Origin of the sequence: Dorea formicigenerans (genome assembly GCF_025150245.1) — a bacterium.
Taxonomy (GTDB): Bacteria; Bacillota; Clostridia; order Lachnospirales; family Lachnospiraceae; genus Dorea; species Dorea formicigenerans.
This window is the reverse complement of sequence record NZ_CP102279.1, coordinates 1-16376: the sequence shown is the minus strand read 5'-3', so window position 1 is coordinate 16376 and position 16376 is coordinate 1. Positions and strand designations below refer to the sequence as shown.

14 protein-coding genes and 3 pseudogenes are annotated in these 16376 nt (G+C 40.3%); 1 reads left to right on the top strand and 16 read right to left on the bottom strand.

The window, feature by feature from the left end:
* Positions 1-3: 3 nt before the first annotated feature.
* Positions 4-927: an ABC transporter permease gene (locus NQ560_RS00080; RefSeq protein WP_005334658.1), complete on the bottom strand. Its 924-nt coding sequence runs from the start codon at positions 925-927 to the stop codon at positions 4-6.
* Positions 928-993: 66 nt separating this feature from the next.
* The gene (locus NQ560_RS00075; protein ID WP_373130730.1) at positions 994-2592 is read right to left on the bottom strand and encodes a peptide ABC transporter substrate-binding protein; all 1599 of its coding nucleotides are present in this window, start codon (positions 2590-2592) and stop codon (positions 994-996) included.
* Here NQ560_RS00075 and NQ560_RS15830 point away from each other — a divergent pair.
* A pseudogene (locus NQ560_RS15830) lies at positions 2590-2664 on the top strand (hypothetical protein); the annotation flags it as partial. The gene NQ560_RS00075 and the pseudogene NQ560_RS15830 overlap by 3 nt on opposite strands.
* A 178-nt stretch (positions 2665-2842) precedes the next feature.
* Here NQ560_RS15830 and NQ560_RS00070 read toward each other — a convergent pair.
* From NQ560_RS00070 to dnaA, 14 genes and pseudogenes are all read right to left on the bottom strand, one after another.
* The gene (locus tag NQ560_RS00070) at positions 2843-3670 is read right to left on the bottom strand and encodes a MurR/RpiR family transcriptional regulator (RefSeq protein ID WP_005334661.1); all 828 of its coding nucleotides are present in this window, start codon (positions 3668-3670) and stop codon (positions 2843-2845) included.
* A gap of 294 nt (positions 3671-3964) precedes the next feature.
* Positions 3965-4159, bottom strand: a pseudogene (locus NQ560_RS00065) (hypothetical protein); the annotation flags it as partial.
* A gap of 295 nt (positions 4160-4454) precedes the next feature.
* On the bottom strand, positions 4455-4607 hold the full coding sequence (locus NQ560_RS00060) for a sortase B protein-sorting domain-containing protein (RefSeq protein ID WP_005334665.1): 153 nt from the start codon (positions 4605-4607) through the stop codon (positions 4455-4457).
* Positions 4585-5073: pseudogene (locus tag NQ560_RS00055) on the bottom strand (Spy0128 family protein). The gene NQ560_RS00060 and the pseudogene NQ560_RS00055 overlap by 23 nt, the downstream one beginning before the upstream one ends.
* Entirely contained in the window at positions 5030-5353 is a 324-nt protein-coding gene (locus NQ560_RS00050) for a Spy0128 family protein (protein WP_005334667.1), read from the bottom strand. Before NQ560_RS00050 ends, NQ560_RS00055 begins: the two are co-directional and overlap by 44 nt.
* Before the next feature lie 11 nt (positions 5354-5364).
* On the bottom strand, positions 5365-6075 hold the full coding sequence (locus tag NQ560_RS00045; RefSeq protein WP_005334668.1) for a lysophospholipid acyltransferase family protein: 711 nt from the start codon (positions 6073-6075) through the stop codon (positions 5365-5367).
* The gene (locus NQ560_RS00040) at positions 6072-6623 is read right to left on the bottom strand and encodes a Fe-S-containing hydro-lyase (RefSeq protein WP_005334669.1); all 552 of its coding nucleotides are present in this window, start codon (positions 6621-6623) and stop codon (positions 6072-6074) included. Before NQ560_RS00040 ends, NQ560_RS00045 begins: the two co-directional genes overlap by 4 nt.
* A 2-nt stretch (positions 6624-6625) precedes the next feature.
* Positions 6626-7468: a fumarate hydratase gene (locus NQ560_RS00035; protein ID WP_005334670.1), complete on the bottom strand. Its 843-nt coding sequence runs from the start codon at positions 7466-7468 to the stop codon at positions 6626-6628.
* 149 nt (positions 7469-7617) lie between these two features.
* Entirely contained in the window at positions 7618-10158 is a 2541-nt protein-coding gene (gyrA, locus tag NQ560_RS00030) for a DNA gyrase subunit A (protein ID WP_005334671.1), read from the bottom strand.
* A gap of 57 nt (positions 10159-10215) precedes the next feature.
* Complete coding sequence (gene gyrB / locus NQ560_RS00025) at positions 10216-12147, bottom strand: DNA topoisomerase (ATP-hydrolyzing) subunit B (RefSeq protein WP_005334672.1); 1932 nt, start codon at positions 12145-12147, stop codon at positions 10216-10218.
* Positions 12148-12157: 10 nt separating this feature from the next.
* Positions 12158-13243, bottom strand: a complete 1086-nt coding sequence (recF, locus tag NQ560_RS00020) for a DNA replication/repair protein RecF (RefSeq protein ID WP_005334674.1) — start codon at positions 13241-13243, stop codon at positions 12158-12160.
* Positions 13233-13442 (bottom strand): RNA-binding S4 domain-containing protein, encoded by a 210-nt coding sequence (locus NQ560_RS00015; RefSeq protein WP_005334675.1) that lies wholly within the window; start codon positions 13440-13442, stop codon positions 13233-13235. The genes recF and NQ560_RS00015 overlap by 11 nt, the downstream gene beginning before the upstream one ends.
* 95 nt (positions 13443-13537) lie before the next feature.
* On the bottom strand, positions 13538-14647 hold the full coding sequence (dnaN, locus tag NQ560_RS00010) for a DNA polymerase III subunit beta (protein ID WP_005334676.1): 1110 nt from the start codon (positions 14645-14647) through the stop codon (positions 13538-13540).
* A gap of 340 nt (positions 14648-14987) precedes the next feature.
* Positions 14988-16376 (bottom strand): chromosomal replication initiator protein DnaA, encoded by a 1389-nt coding sequence (gene dnaA / locus NQ560_RS00005; RefSeq protein ID WP_005334678.1) that lies wholly within the window; start codon positions 16374-16376, stop codon positions 14988-14990.

Below are 16376 nucleotides of genomic sequence, written 5' to 3'. Positions count from 1 at the left end.
CTCCTAATCAACCCGGATTCTAGGATCCAGAACTGTATATGCAATATCTACGATCAACTGTACAAATACAAATAAAAATGCTGCAAATACAGTGGTTCCGATAATCATCGTGTAATCTCGGTCATTAATTGAATTGATGTAATAAAATCCAAGTCCTGGTATTCCAAATATTTTTTCTACAACGAAAGAACCTGTAAAGATTCCGGATATCTGGCCTACGAGAAGTGTCATACATGGGAGAAATGCATTTTTCATAACATGTTTGCGGATCACATTGAATCTGCTGACACCCTTTGCTTCCGCTGTCAGAATATAATCTTGATTCATAACATCCAGCATATTGGACTTTACATAACGAGCATAAGTGGCAATCGTGCCAAAACTCAATACAACGGTCGGAAGCACCACATTCTGCCAGCTTCCCCATCCTGTTGTTGGCAACACTCCGAGTTGTACACAGAATACAAACTGAAGAAGTGATGCCAGTACGAAGACTGGAACCGTAATACCCAGTATTGCTATGAACATGACTATGTAATCAGGCCACTTATTTTTATGAAGTGCGGCCACAATTCCAAGAATAATACCTAAAAATACTCCAACAATCAGCGCCAGTCCTCCCGGAGTTGCTGAAACTTTGGAATTTTCAAGAAGTGTGTCTGTTATATAAGTTCCAGGATATTTTAAAGACTCACCAAGATCACCTTTCGTAATCAGATTCTTCATAAAAATTCCATATTGTTCCGTTGTGGATTTGTCCAGTCCATATTTTGCATAATAATTTGCTTTTGTCTGCTCAGGAAGATTTCTTGCCATGTGGGCAAGCGGATCTCCCGGAATACTGTGCATCATATAAAATGTGGCTGTAATGATGATTACGAGAGTAACAATCATATAACCGATTCTTTTTACAAGAAATTTTTTCATATTATCCGCTCCTGTTAAAAATACCGCCGCTCTTAGATTAAGCGGCGGAAAAATTCTTATCTTTTACTATCTTGCACTTGTATCTACATATTTCAGTCCACTTGTTGAACTTGCCAGTTTATTGTAATTCTTCACATACTGATAATAATAAGAATGTGTATATTCATTTACGTTCGGGCTGACAACACAGTCATCTGCCAGAAGAATATTTTCTGCCTGTTTGTAAAGGTCAACTCTTGTCTTTTCATCCATCTCTTTTCTTGCCTGAGCAACAAGACTGTCATACTGATCATTCTGCCAGAATACAGGAACCATGTTAGAACCACCGGCAAATACTTCCATCATAGCCATTGGATCATCATAGTCGATAGACCAGGTCATCATAGCAATCTGGAATTCACCATTATTCGTCTTACTCTGGAATGTTCCCCACTCATTGAAGTCAAGCTCAACTTTTACTCCAAGAATTTTCTCCCACATCTGCTGACAATATGCTGCATAAGTTCTTGTCCACTCAGTTGTAGCACTTAATGTGTATGTAATATTTAATGTAGATGGATCACTTCCGAGTCCTAATTCCTGCATACCTTTAAGAAGTAACTCTTTTGGATCTTCTGTAATAGATTTTAATGGCTCTTCTACCTGATCACGATACTCTCCAAGTTCACCCGTTGATGTAGAATATGGAACCCAGCCGTATAATGGTTTGTGGATATCATTGTAAATAACAGAACACATATCTTCACGGTTTACTGCCATTGTGAAAGCTTTTCTGATGTTTACATTGCTGAATATTTTGTCCTGGCAGTTAAAGAAATCGTATCTTACTGTTGGGATTGGTGCTTCAACAACATCAACTTTGTCTTTCTTATCAAATCTTCCGATCCACTCTTTATCAGCACATGCAATATAATCCAGAGATCCACTGTCGAAGGAGTTGAATCTTGCTGTCTGGTCTGATACAATCTGATAATTTACTTTATCTAATTTTACAGAATCTTTATCCCAGTAATTTTCATTTTTCTCTAATTCGATTTTAGAATTACGTTTCCAGCTTGTCATCTTGAATGGTCCACATCCGACCATAGATTCTACATTTGCGCCATAGCTCTCTCCGTATTTTTCTACCAGATCTTCACGAACCGGATACATCGCTCTTGTATCTGTCAGAGAAAGGAAATATGGTACCGAGTACTCTAATGTAATCTCAAGTGTTTTATCATCGACTGCTTTTACGCCAAGTTCAGACACATCTTTTTCTCCATTGTAGATTGCTTCACCGTTCTTAATACATGTAATGTAAAATGCATTTGGTGAACCAGCTTCCGGGTCAAGTGTCTGCTTCATTCCGTATACGTAATCATCTGCTGTAACCGGCTCGCCATCAGACCACTTATTATCACGAAGATGGAATGTCCAGACGGTACCGTCATCATTAGATTCCCATGATTCTGCTCCGGCACCTTTACGTTCCTGCTTATCTCCATCTTCTTCCATACGTGTCAAAGGCTCCATAATATTTCTCAGGATTCCCATACTGTAAGTATCATTACCTTTGACCGGATCCATCGTTGTCGGATCTGTGTCCAGATACGTGTTGTAATACGTTCCGTCTGCTGACTTTTTGTCACTTCCACCACCACAGGCTGTCAAGGAAAATACCATAACAGCTGCGAGAAGTGCACTTATGATTTTCTTTTTCATAGATTAGCCCTCCTTTTTCCGTTGCATCTATAATATTTGTCTATATTATATCAAATACTTTAATTTCGGTCTATCTTTTTTTAATAAAAAGTGGTGCTATACTACATTTTCAGTAATATTGCACCACTTTTCTTATATCTTCACTTTATTCTCACTTTATTTTCAGTCTATTTTACTAATCCGTTATTGTTCTTTAATTCTTTTTTGCACGCTAATTCTCATTAAGTTCTGTCTTGCCCTGCTTTAATTTTATAGCGGAGGTCAATAAATTCAGCATAAGCATCGGTGATGTCAATGTATTCAGAAAAACACGCGTCATAGTCGGAGCTGTCAATGTCAAGTCTGCGCACTGCGCCACTGCTGTGTCCAGACGGTCAGTAATTGCCAGTATTTTTGCATTCTGCATTCTTGCCCGCTCAGTCACTTTCGTTGTCATAAAGTAGTAATCCGGAAATGAAATCGGTATGAGCAGAGATTCTTCTGTCAGTGAAGTCAACATTCCATAAACATCATCATTCAATTCTGTATTTGCAGTAATTCCAAGGACCTCACAAGAAGAGAGTCTATTTTTCATATATTCCGCCATCGTCCAGGAAATGCCTCTTCCACAGATAAAAATCTGCTTACTGTTCAAAATCAAATCTGCCGCTTCAAAATATTTTTTTAAATCAATATTTTTCCAGTAATCCGTAATAGCTTTGACCTCTTCATCTCCAATCTCTGCCAGAACCTTTTCCCGGTTATCATGTTCATATTTGGGAACTTTCTCTGTATAGACACTGCTATCGTCCAGAACATCCGTCTTTTGTTTCTGAATTATATCCTTGCGAAATTCATATTTAATCTGGGTAAAACTTTCATAGCCAAGTGATGCACATGTATTGAGTATCGTAATCTCCGTTACTCCAATGTCCCGACTCAACTCTTTCAATGTAATATATGCCATCTCGTCCGGATGATCAATCATATACTTTGCAACCATGTACTGTTTTCTTGTAAGCTCTGTGCTTCTCTTTTTGATACTTTCTATAATGTCCATGATTTCTTCTCTCTTTCCATCTGACCGCCTTGATTTTTCTTAGTATACATTACTTTGATATCTCTGCGCAACTATATTACTATAAAGTTATTATAAAATCACTATATTTTGTTTTTACCATATAGTATTTTATCACTTTAACGTGACGAATCGCAAAAAAGATATAGTTCCCCTTCCCCATATGAATGCTATTATGAAATTCTATGCGGCAGTTGCAACTTTTTTCTGTTTGTTGCGATATTTATAAAGATTGTGTCCGATAGAAACGAGAAATACTTCAAGCAATATATTTTAAAATATTTCTTCAATGGAATCAGCAAGTACTTCTTTGATGAAGTAGCCGAAAGTACGGTAAGAAGGTGCTTGATGATCCATAAGATATATGAAGCGGAGATTAACTTTACACTGATTCTCCAGTTCGATTTCTCCCATAAATCTGTCAAAAGTCAGCACTGGATCACAGATGTCCAAATAATCTTGAATTAGCATTGGCAAAACTGCCTGTTTTGGGTTAGAATAGATTATGTTATTAATTTTTTTCACAAGTTAATTATAATCAGGACCACCCGTCCATGATATTTTACCTGTCTACTTGACAAGGGGCATATCAATAGCGGGTGGTTAAATGTTGAGTGAAATTCCATTTTTCGGAACAACGAAAAACTCCATCTCACTCAACAGGCTAAAGCCCATAACAGAAAGAAAGACCAAGAGTTCATTATAAACTCTTGGTCTTTCTTTTTGGGGGACTATTCTTTTTTCACAGCCCCTTCAATCATTTACTTTATGAATTTTTTCTTCTGCGAAGTACGATAATCACAACTACAATTGCTGCAATAGAAAGAATTGCAAATAATCCAATCTGGGCTGTATCTCCTGTTTTCACAGTTTTTACTACATCCACAAATTTTTGATTATGATTTTCTTTCGTATTCAAATGTCATATAACCATTTTCATCTGATATCTGTGTGCCTATCAGAATGTCGCGGCCTTCACCACTAAGTACTTTATACAGTGCATAAGTTGCTCCCTTAAGCGGATCTTTACTGCCTTCTTTAGAAGTCTTCTGTACGCGTATGCTGATTGGATTATATGTATTTACAAATGTCGGCTCTTCTGTCGGTGCATTATCTTCAAGATAAGTAATGGCCGCCTCAAGATTTCCTGTTGTATCATCCTTTGTTACACTTACATTGACCTTGATTTCTCTGTCATCATAAGTAATTTATCCCGGATCTGACGGAATCAATTCTTTAATTGTGTAATTATAATCTCCAACTTCATCAAATATAATGGAATCAAAGAGTGCAGAACCATTGTCTGTATTTTTCTTAGTATCAATCAAGTTATTATTCTCATCAAATAACTGGAATGTAAATTCTCTCGGATGAGTTATCCACATTTGTTCCATTTTTTGTGTAAGTTATAGACATATCCATGTTTTCATCCACATTTACCGTAACGATATATACAGACGGATCATATTCAATATCGCTAACGTTATTTTCACCCTGCTCATTAATCTCTTTTACAGTGTAAGAATAAGTTCCTGTAATCGTGGCAAGAGCATAATCCATGCTCATCGTCATAAAGTGATAGTTATTAAATATCAGGAATTCATCGTCCTCTACTGGCTCTAATGTATTTCCAACATCACCTTCGTATCCAACATAACTCCACACACTCCGACAGGCTAAATGGAATCATGGATTGTTTTCTGGATCTGACTTCTTACAAGTTCCGCTATATCATTCGTCTTCATGTCTTTATAATCATCATAGTACAGCGGTTTTAAGAAATGTACCTGCACTGTGACCGGTGCGATACTGTTAGTGTCAAATGGCTTGAAAGAATCGATCAGTGCAACCGGCACGATCGGGCATTTTGCTTTCGTTGCTGCTTTAAAGCTTCCGCCTTTAAACTCCAGCATCTCATTTCCCATCTTAGATCTTGTTCCTTCCGGGAAAATGAGATAATTTCTTCCGTTCTTTACCTCATTTGTCACATTTACAATGACCTGCAGTGACTGACGGATATCATTCCGATCCATCATATATGCTTTCATACATTTGAAAACTTGTTTTAAAAATGGCACATTTTCCACTTCTTTTTTGGCAACTACGGAAAATGGCTTCGGGCAGACATCTACAAGTGCCAGTACATCGTAAAGTCCCTGATGATTTGGGAAGAACATAAAGCCGTTTTCTTCTGGGATATTCTCAAGCCCGTGGGCATCTATGGTCACATTTCCACCTTTATTAGCGCGGTGTGTGATGAACCGGAGCATCCGGTAATGTTCTTCTTCTGTGTATTTGTCTACGTGGGATGCATGATAACATAATTTTGCCCACATCCACGGAACAAGTAAAATGTTCCGAAGAACCATCATTATGATTCGTTTCATATCTTCTTGTACTCCTTTATGGCACTTTCGTACAGATAACCGCCCTCGCAATCAGCGACTACAATCACCGGGAAATCTTCCACATAAAGCTTGCGGATAGCTTCCGTTCCAAGATCATCATAAGCTACGACCTCAGAAGTCTTAATACATTTTGAAAGAAGCGCTCCTGCTCCTCCCACTGCCGCGAAGTAAACACTTCCGTTTCTTTTGACAGCATCCAGTACTTCCTTGCTTCTCTTACCTTTTCCAATCATGGCTGTGAGGCCAAGGTCCAGAAGCTTCGGCGCATAACGGTCCATACGGCTCGCAGTTGTCGGCCCTGCAGAACCAATCGGACGCCCTTCTCTCGCCGGAGATGGTCCCATGTAATAAATCGTCTGTCCAACCATATCTACCGGAAGATTTTCTCCATTTTTAAGAGCATCATCCATTCTCTTGTGAGCGGCATCTCTCGCCGTGTAGATAGTTCCTGTAATGTATACATAATCTCCTGCTCTGAGCTTACGGGATACTTCTTTGCTGATTGGTGCTTTTATATGCTTCTCCATGACTATACCTCCCTCACAATGTGTCTGTTGACGTGACAGCAAATATTGATTCCTACCGGAAGTCCCGCAATGTGAGTCGGGTATGTATTAACATTTACCGCAAGAGCTGTTGTTGTTCCTCCAAGACCTCCAGGTCCGATACCAAGCTTGTTGATCGTCTCAAGCATCTCCTCTTCCAGATCCTTGACCCACTGGATGTCTGAGTGTGTGCCAACTTCACGTGTCAGGGCATCCTTTGCCATAAGAGCACATTTTTCAAAGGTACCACCAATTCCGACACCGACTACCATCGGCGGACAGGCATTCGGTCCCGCATCCTGAACAGCTGTCAGAATTGCATTCTTCACACCTTCAATCCCATCGGCAGGCTTCAGCATAAAGACACGGCTCATATTCTCGCTTCCAAATCCCTTCGGAGCAACTTTAATCTTTACTTTATCCCCCGGCACAATGTTATAGTGAATAACTGCCGGCGTGTTATCTTTCGTATTCTCACGGATGATCGGGTCACCTACAACAGACTTTCTAAGATATCCTTCCACATATCCCTGGCGCACACCCTCATTGATGGCATCCGTAAGACTTCCACCTTCAAAGTGTACCTCCTGACCAACTTCTATGAACACGACCGCCATACCAGTATCCTGACAGATTGGGATCATATCCTCTCCTGCAATCTTTAAATTCTCCTGAAGCTGTGTCAGAATCTGCTTTCCAAGCGGTGCTTCCTCCGTCTCCACCGCATTTTTCATTGCTATATCCATATCCTCAGACAGAAAATGATTCGCCTGAATACACATTTCTTTAATATTTCTCGTAACTATACTTACATCGACTGAACGCATAATGATCTCCTTTCATCTCTTTTTTCATTTTACCCTGTCCCTTAGTGATATACAAGACAAAAAAATCTGCAGCCTCGGATTTTCATGTCCTGCAGCTGCAGATTTTTTTATAGTCTTATTAAGTTTTCTTTTCTCAGATAGAATTATTTTTATTCTTCGTCACTTTCTAACGCCAGTGATTCTACATCGATCTGGTCTACTTCAACCCCATCTTCGCCGAAGATTTCTTTCTTTTTGGCTTCTTCTTTTTCTTCGTCTCTGACTTTTGCGATACTTGCTACGGTCTCTTTATCTTTCAGGTTGATGAGTTTGACTCCGGATGTGATTCTTCCGAGTACGGAGATTCCGGAACACAGCATACGGATGATGATTCCGTCTGTGTTTATGATCATAATCTCATCGTCTTCGTCAACTGCCTTGATTCCGATGACATTTCCTGTCTTTTCAGTGATCTTGTAACACTTCACTCCTTTGCCGCCACGGTTCTGTGCTGTAAATTCATGGATGTCTGTACGTTTACCCATACCTTTTTCAGATACGATCAAAAGGTCATGTCCCTGGGTCACAAGCTGCATTCCAATCACTTCATCGCGGTCTGCAAGGTTGATTCCGCGTACTCCCATGGAGTTACGTCCTGTTGCTCTTACGTCGGTCTCATTAAAGCGGATACACTGACCATACTTCGTTGCAAGAATGATTTCCTGATTGTTGTCTGTGAATTTTACTTCGATCAGTTCATCTTCATCACGTAGTGTAATTGCGGCAAGTCCTGTTTTTCTTACATTCATGTACTCGCGAAGCGATGTCTTCTTCACAAGACCTTTCTTCGTTGCCATGATCAGATAATCCTGGTCGCGGTAGTAATCAATCGGGATTACTGCGGTAATCTTCTCACCTGGCATTAACTGGAGCAGGTTGATGATCGCAGTTCCTCTTGATGTGCGGCTTGCCTCCGGAATCTCGTAACCTTTCAGTCTGTAGACACGTCCGGTGTTCGTAAAGAACATAATGTAGTGGTGCGTATTCGTCATGAATAGCTCTTCCACATAGTCTTCATCCAGAGTCTGCATACCTTTAATTCCCTTACCGCCACGATTCTGTGCCTTAAATGTATCATCAGACATACGCTTGATGTAACCAAGCTTTGTCATGGTAATTACAATATTCTCCTTCGGAATCAGATCCTCCATGGAAATGTCATACTCGTCAAATCCGATGGATGTTCTTCTGTCATCACCATATTTATCCTTAATGACAAGGATTTCTTCACGAATCACTCCAAGAAGTAATTTTTCGTCTGCCAGAATTGCCTCCAGTCTCTCAATCTGAGCCATAAGTTCTGCATATTCTTTCTCAAGCTTCTCTCTTTCCAATCCTGTCAGAGCACGCAGACGCATATCTACGATAGCCTGAGCCTGAACATCATCCAGTTCGAATTTCTCCATGAGTTCTGCTTTTGCAGCCTGTACCGTACTGGAACCACGGATGATTCGGATAACTTCGTCAATATTATCAAGCGCGATCAATAATCCTTTTAAGATATGCGCTCTTTCTTTTGCTTTGTTCAGTTCGTACTTTGTACGACGTGTCACAACATCTTCCTGATGCTTCAGGTAATATCCAAGAAGCTCTAAAATATTCATGACTTTTGGCTGTTTGCCGACCAGTGCCAGCATGATTACGCCAAATGTATCCTGAAGCTGTGTATGTTTGTAAAGCTGGTTCAGCAATACATTTGCATTGACATCTTTACGAAGTTCAATAACAATACGCATACCTTCACGGCTGGACTGATCACTTAAGTCTGTGATTCCATCCACCTTCTTGTCACGTACCAGCTCTGCGATTTTCTCGATCAGACGGGCCTTATTGACCATGTACGGAAGCTCTGTAACAATGATGCGGCTCTTTCCATTCGGCATCGTCTCAATGTTCGTTACGGCACGTACACGAATCTTACCACGTCCTGTTCGATATGCTTCCTCGATTCCTCTTGTACCAAGAATCTCTCCACCGGTCGGGAAGTCTGGTCCCTTGATGATCTCAAGGATTTCTTCCATTGTTGTCTCGTCTTTATCTGCAATCTTGTTATCGATAATTCTGACTACTGCGTCAATAACCTCACGAAGATTGTGTGGAGGGATATTCGTTGCCATACCTACGGCGATACCGGATGTACCGTTCACCAGAAGGTTCGGGAATCTTGCCGGAAGTACAACCGGCTCTTTCTCCGTCTCATCAAAGTTTGGCATGAAGTCTACTGTATCTTTGTTGATATCAGCAGTCAGTTCCATGGAAATCTTACTCAATCTTGCCTCTGTGTAACGCATAGCCGCTGCTCCGTCACCGTCCACAGAACCGAAGTTTCCATGCCCGTCAACGAGCGGATATCTGGTAGACCATTCCTGAGCCATATTAACCAATGCTCCGTAAATAGAACTGTCACCGTGCGGATGATATTTACCCATTGTATCACCGACGATACGGGCTGATTTTCTGTGCGGTTTATCCGGTCCATTGTTCAGCTCGATCATGGAGTAAAGAATTCTTCTCTGTACAGGTTTCAATCCGTCTCTTACATCTGGAAGCGCACGGGAAGCAATAACACTCATGGCATAATCGATATAGGAGGTCTCCATCGTTTTCTTTAGGTCAACCTCATGGACTTTATCAAAAATATTGTCTTCCATTTATCTATTTTCCTTTCTGCAAAGCGAAAATATTTCGCTGATATTTAAATGTCAGGTTTAAATGTCAAGATTCTGTACATACTGTGCATTTTCTTCGATGAACTCACGTCTTGGCTCTACCTTATCTCCCATCAGTGTTGTAAATGTGAGATCCAGCTCGCTTGCTGTCTCATCATCCATTGTGACACGAAGGAGTACGCGGTGCTCCGGATCCATAGTGGTATCCCAAAGCTGCTCTGCATCCATCTCTCCAAGACCTTTGTAACGCTGAATTTTATTATTGTTATCACGCCCAACTTCCTGCAAAATGCTGTCTAGTTCTTCGTCGCTGTATGCATACCAAACTTTTTTATTTCTTTCGAGCTTATAAAGTGGCGGCTGTGCCAGATACACGTATCCTTCTTTGATCAGATCTGGCATAAATCTGTACATAAATGTCAGAAGCAGTGTACTGATATGGGCTCCATCCACGTCGGCATCGGTCATGATGATGATCTTGTGATAACGTAATTTGCTGATATCAAAGTCTTCATGGATTCCGGTTCCAAATGCCGTGATCATGGCTTTGATCTCCGCATTTCCATAAATTCGATCCAGTCTTGCCTTCTCAACATTGAGGATCTTACCACGAAGTGGAAGGATGGCCTGTGTTGCACGGTCTCTGGCTGTCTTTGCGGAACCACCGGCGGAGTCTCCCTCTACGATGTAGATTTCGCATTTTTCCGGATTCTTGTCAGAACAGTCTGCAAGCTTACCAGGAAGTGACATACCATCAAGGGCTGATTTCCTTCTTGTCAGATCTCTCGCTTTTCTTGCAGCCTCTCTCGCACGCTGTGCCATCACAGACTTCTCAACTGTTACTTTAGCGACCTGCGGATTCTGTTCCAGGAAAATCTGAAGCTGTTCACTGACAACATTATCAACTGCTCCTCTTGCCTCACTGTTTCCAAGTTTCTGCTTTGTCTGACCTTCGAATTGAGGATCCTCGATCTTGACACTGATAATTGCAGTCAGTCCCTCACGGATATCCTCACCTGTCAGGTTCGGCTCATTATCTTTTAAAAGTTTATTCTTTCTTGCGTAATCATTAAATGTCTTTGTTAACGCATTTCTAAATCCGACAATATGAGTTCCGCCTTCCGGAGTCGTAATATTATTTACAAATCCGTAGCTGTTCTCATTGTAGGAATCATTGTGCTGCATTGCAACTTCAACAGATACATTGTTGACGATTCCCTCACAGTAAATGATCTGCTCGTAAAGCGGAGTCGTACTGCGGTTCAGATACTCAACAAATTCTTTGATTCCACCTTCGTAGTGGAAAGTCTTCTCAATCGGCTCTTGTGGTCTTTCATCGCGAAGAACGATCTTCAGTCCCTTTGTCAAAAATGCCATCTCACGGAATCTCTGCTGTAAAATGCTGTAATCAAAGATTGTTGTCTCAAAAATCTCTCCATCCGGCAGGAATGTGACCTTTGTTCCTGTCTTTCCCGGCTCACATTCTCCGATGACTTCCAGCTTCTTTGCAACTTTTCCTCGCTCATAGCGCTGTCTGTATACTTTTCCTTCGTGACAGATTTCAACTTCCAGCCAGACAGAAAGCGCATTTACAACAGATGCACCTACTCCATGAAGTCCTCCGGATACCTTGTATCCTCCACCACCGAATTTTCCTCCGGCATGAAGCACCGTAAATACGACTTCAACTGCCGGAAGTCCTGATTTATGGTTGATTCCGACCGGAATTCCACGTCCATTATCTGTGACAGTAACGGAATTATCCGGATTGATCGTTACGTGAATGGTATCACAGAATCCTGCCAACGCCTCATCAACCGCATTATCAACAATCTCATATACCAGATGATGAAGACCTCTTGATGAGGTACTTCCAATATACATTCCCGGACGCTTTCTTACAGCTTCCAGTCCTTCCAGTATCTGAATTTCGTCTGCGCCATATTCGTGCTGTACCTTTTCTGTAGCCATGCTAATCCTCCTAGTTTTCCTTTATCACTTGTCCGTTCTGGACATGAAATACTTTATTGACTTCAAATCTATGATTTACAAATTCATCCACTCCTGTACAGGTAATGAGTGTCTGTATATCATGAATACTGTCTAATAAATAGTTTTGCCTGTGTTTGTCAAGTTCAGACAACACATCGTCAAGTAACAGGACCGGTGTGTCTCCGGTCACTCTTTTCACTAGCTCGATTTCTGCCAGTTTCAATGACAATGCTGCGGTCCTTTGCTGTCCCTGGGATCCGAATCTCCGGATGTCCAGATTCCCGACCATAAAACAGACGTCGTCTCGATGAGGCCCTACCGAAGTACTCTTCATCCTGATATCTCGCTGTCTGTTCATCTCAAGAGCCTGCTCAAGAGACATGTTTTTCGTACTCGGTTCGTAGATCAGACGGATTTCTTCCTTACCGCCAGTCAGTTTCTTATGTATTCCGGAAACAATTTCGTTCATTTCGTCAACAAATTGTTTCCTCCTCGCAATGATTGCATTGCCATACTGAACAAGCTGGAGATCCCAGATGTCCAGAGTCTCCATTGCATCTTGCCGGTATGCACTGTCTTTTAGTAAATGATTTCTCTGATTTACGACCCGACTGTAGTTGGATAAATGATTAAAATATACTTTGTCAAGCTGTGACAGCTCTAAATCTATGAACTTTCTTCTTCCCGCCGGACCATTTTTTATAATGTTCAGATCTTCCGGTGAAAAAAATACGAGATTTACAATGCCAAATAATTCTCCGGCTTTGCGTATCGGAATCTTATTAATAGCAACACCTTTCGGCCGGTTCTTCTTCAGATGCATGTCAATCTGATCCTGAATCCCGCGTTTTTCAACAATCACCTCAATGTGTGATTCCTCTGCCCCGAACCGGATCATATCCCGGTCTTTGCTCCCTCTGTGGGACTTCGTCGTCCCGGACAGATAGACAGCCTCCAGAATATTCGTCTTTCCCTGGGCATTATCCCCGTAGAAAATGTTGGTGCTGTCGTCAAATTCCAGATTCAAAAGTTCGTAGTTTCTAAAATTTTTCAGTTTCAAAGATTTAATCTTCAATTTTGATTTCTTCTCCGCCAAATGATACAACATCCCCGCCGTATAATTTTCTTCCACGGCGAGTATCAATTTCTCCATTTACAGACACCTGTCCGTCCTGGATGACTTCTTTTGCCTCAACGCCCGATTCAACAAGACCGGCTGCTTTTAATGCCTGCCCAAGCTTTATAAATTCATCACGCAATTTGATTGTTTCCATAGTCGCTCCTTTATATTTATCAAAAATGAATAAATGTATAATTATTCATGCATTTTTATGGATAATATTAGCGTTTTCGTATAATTATGCACTTATTATACATTTGCATTAAAGTTTACAGGAAGGATAAGATAAATATAGCTTTCTGTCTCATCCTTGATGAAGCAAGGTGCTTTTGCATTCATCAGATAAAGTGTAACCTCTTCATCATCAATAACACGCAGTGCATCAATCAGGAATTTCGGATTGAATCCGATCAGAAGATCTTTTCCATCCTTGGAAATCATAATCTCTTCATTCATGGATCCAATCTGAGATTTGATTTTTAACTCCATCATTTCATCCTGGATGTCAATGATGATCGGTTTTTTATCTCCTTCTTTGATGAGAAGTGTTGCGCGGTCGATACAATTTAAGAATTCTTTTTTGTTAATTCTTACTTTTGTATCGTAATCACTGGACAGCATCTGATCAATTTTAAAATAATCGCCTTCGATAAGTCTGGAAACAACGATTGTATTGTCAAATTCAAACACAATATGGTTATTTGTATAAGAAATTTCAACCATACTCTCAGCTTCTCCGGATAAAATTTTACTAATTTCAATTAAAGTTTTACCAGGTACAACCATCTTATAATCACTTACTGGATTTTTCAATTCAATTTTACGGATAGAAATTCGATGTCCATCCAAGGATGCAACTCTTAAAACATTATCTTTTATTTCAAATAATTCTCCGGTCATTAATTTGTTGCTTTCTGTATCAGCAATAGAAAAGATAGTCTGGCGAATGACTTCTTTCAAAGTAAACTGTGAAATTACTATAGAATCATCCTTCTCAATAATTGGAAGATAAGCAAATTCATTGCCAGGTTTTCCGGAAATATCAAATTTTGCTTTTTCACACACAATAGTTGTCTGAAGTCTGTCATCAGTTTCTATAGAAACTTCATTATCCGGAAGTTTTCTAACAATTTCAGAAAAAATCTTTGCATCAATGGCAATCATACCACGATCAATGATCTCACCTGCAATTTCTGTCTGGATGCCAAGTTCCATATCGTTGGCAGTCAACTTAATAATGTCAGTAGTGGCATCAATTAAGATACATTCCAATATTGGCATTGTTGTTTTTCCAGGAACAGCTTTAGAAACAATATTAACTCCTTTTACAAGGTCTGATTTGTTACATACGATTTTCATATGTGTAAAACTCCTTTCCCACGTTACGCATATATAGAAATAAATAAATTTTTTCCGCCTTATTCGCCTTAGGGGCTGTGGATAAGAGGAAAACCCCTGCGCGCCCAGTAAACTCAGGCGTTTCGCGCTTTGATAAGTCTGTGTAATTAAACTGGAAAATGTGTGGAACTGCTTTGGAAAACATTTTTGTTGCTTTTTTGAAAAATGGACAAAAAAGCACTTCTCCACACCATATCCAAATAAATCGGAGGATTTTCCACGCACTGTCCACATACTATCCACACAAGTATCCAAAAATGTGGATAATGTGGATAAATTGTGGATAACTATATGGAAAATCCTAAGCCGGGTTGATTTTCTTCTTTATTATATTGATTGTATTCGCCATCATCTCATCTGATTCGATATCCTTGGCGATCTTTTCTACTCCATATTTGACAGTAGAGTGGTCTTTACCTCCAAGAACTGCACCAATTCCTTTCAGGGCAGTATCGGTCATAGTACGCATCAGATACATACAGATCTGACGTGGAACGGCAATCTCCGAATCACGTTTTTTGCTTTTAAGGTCAGCAACGGTGATACCAAAATGATCCGCAACGATATCAAGTATCAGTTCCGGAGTAACTTCTCTTCTATTATCAGAAGAAATAATATCTTTTAATGCTTCTGCTGCAAGAGCAATATCAATCGGATTATTATTGTTGTTGAGCTTATAGAGGGCAATGAGTTTATTCAGAGAACCTTCCAGCTCACGGATGTTAGATTTGACGTTGGCTGCAATATAATCCAGTACATCATTCTTAATGTTATATTTTTCCAGATGATCCAGTTCGATCTTCTTCTGGAGAATTGCCATACGTGTCTCATAATCCGGAGATGAGATATCAGCAATGAGACCCCACTCAAAACGTGTGCGGAGTCTGGATTCCAGTGTCTCGATATCTTTCGGAGGTTTATCACTGGAGATTATGATCTGTTTTCCAAGTGTATGAAGGTGATTGAAAGTATGGAAGAACTCTTCCTGAGTACTTTCTTTACCTATTATAAACTGGATATCGTCAATCAACAGAACATCAATGTTCCTGTATTTATCACGGAAGTTCAGCATGGCAGATTCATTACCGGCTGTTTTACCATTCCTCAGGGCATCAATCAGTTCGTTGGTGAACGTCTCACTGGTTACATATAATACTTTTTTCTTCGGATTCTTGTCCAAAATGAAGTGTGCAATGGAATGCATCAAATGGGTTTTTCCAAGTCCAACACCTCCATATAAAAAGAGAGGGTTGTACACTTCACCGGGAGATTCGGCAACGGCCAGTGAAGCTGCATGAGCGAAGTTGTTATTTCCGCCTACAACAAAAGTATCAAAAGTATATTTTGGATTCAGCCCTGCTTTCTCTGCTAAGGACTTCGTCTTTTTCTTTTGACCGTTATCAATAGATGCATTATGAATTTCATTCAGTTTATCGTCATCTTCCGATACAAACTGTATCTCGTACTCTTTGCCTGTAATCTCAGCAATACATACCATGAGTGGGAGACGGTACTTCTTATCGATGTATTCAACACTGGAATCCTTGTTCACAAGAATATAAGCAGTGTCATCGATGACATCGTAAACTTTCAGCGGCTTTATCCACGTATTAAAGGATACATTCAGCAGCTCGTGTTCCACTCGTAAATGTTCGATGATCTCAGGCCATTTTTCTTTCACTTCGTTCAT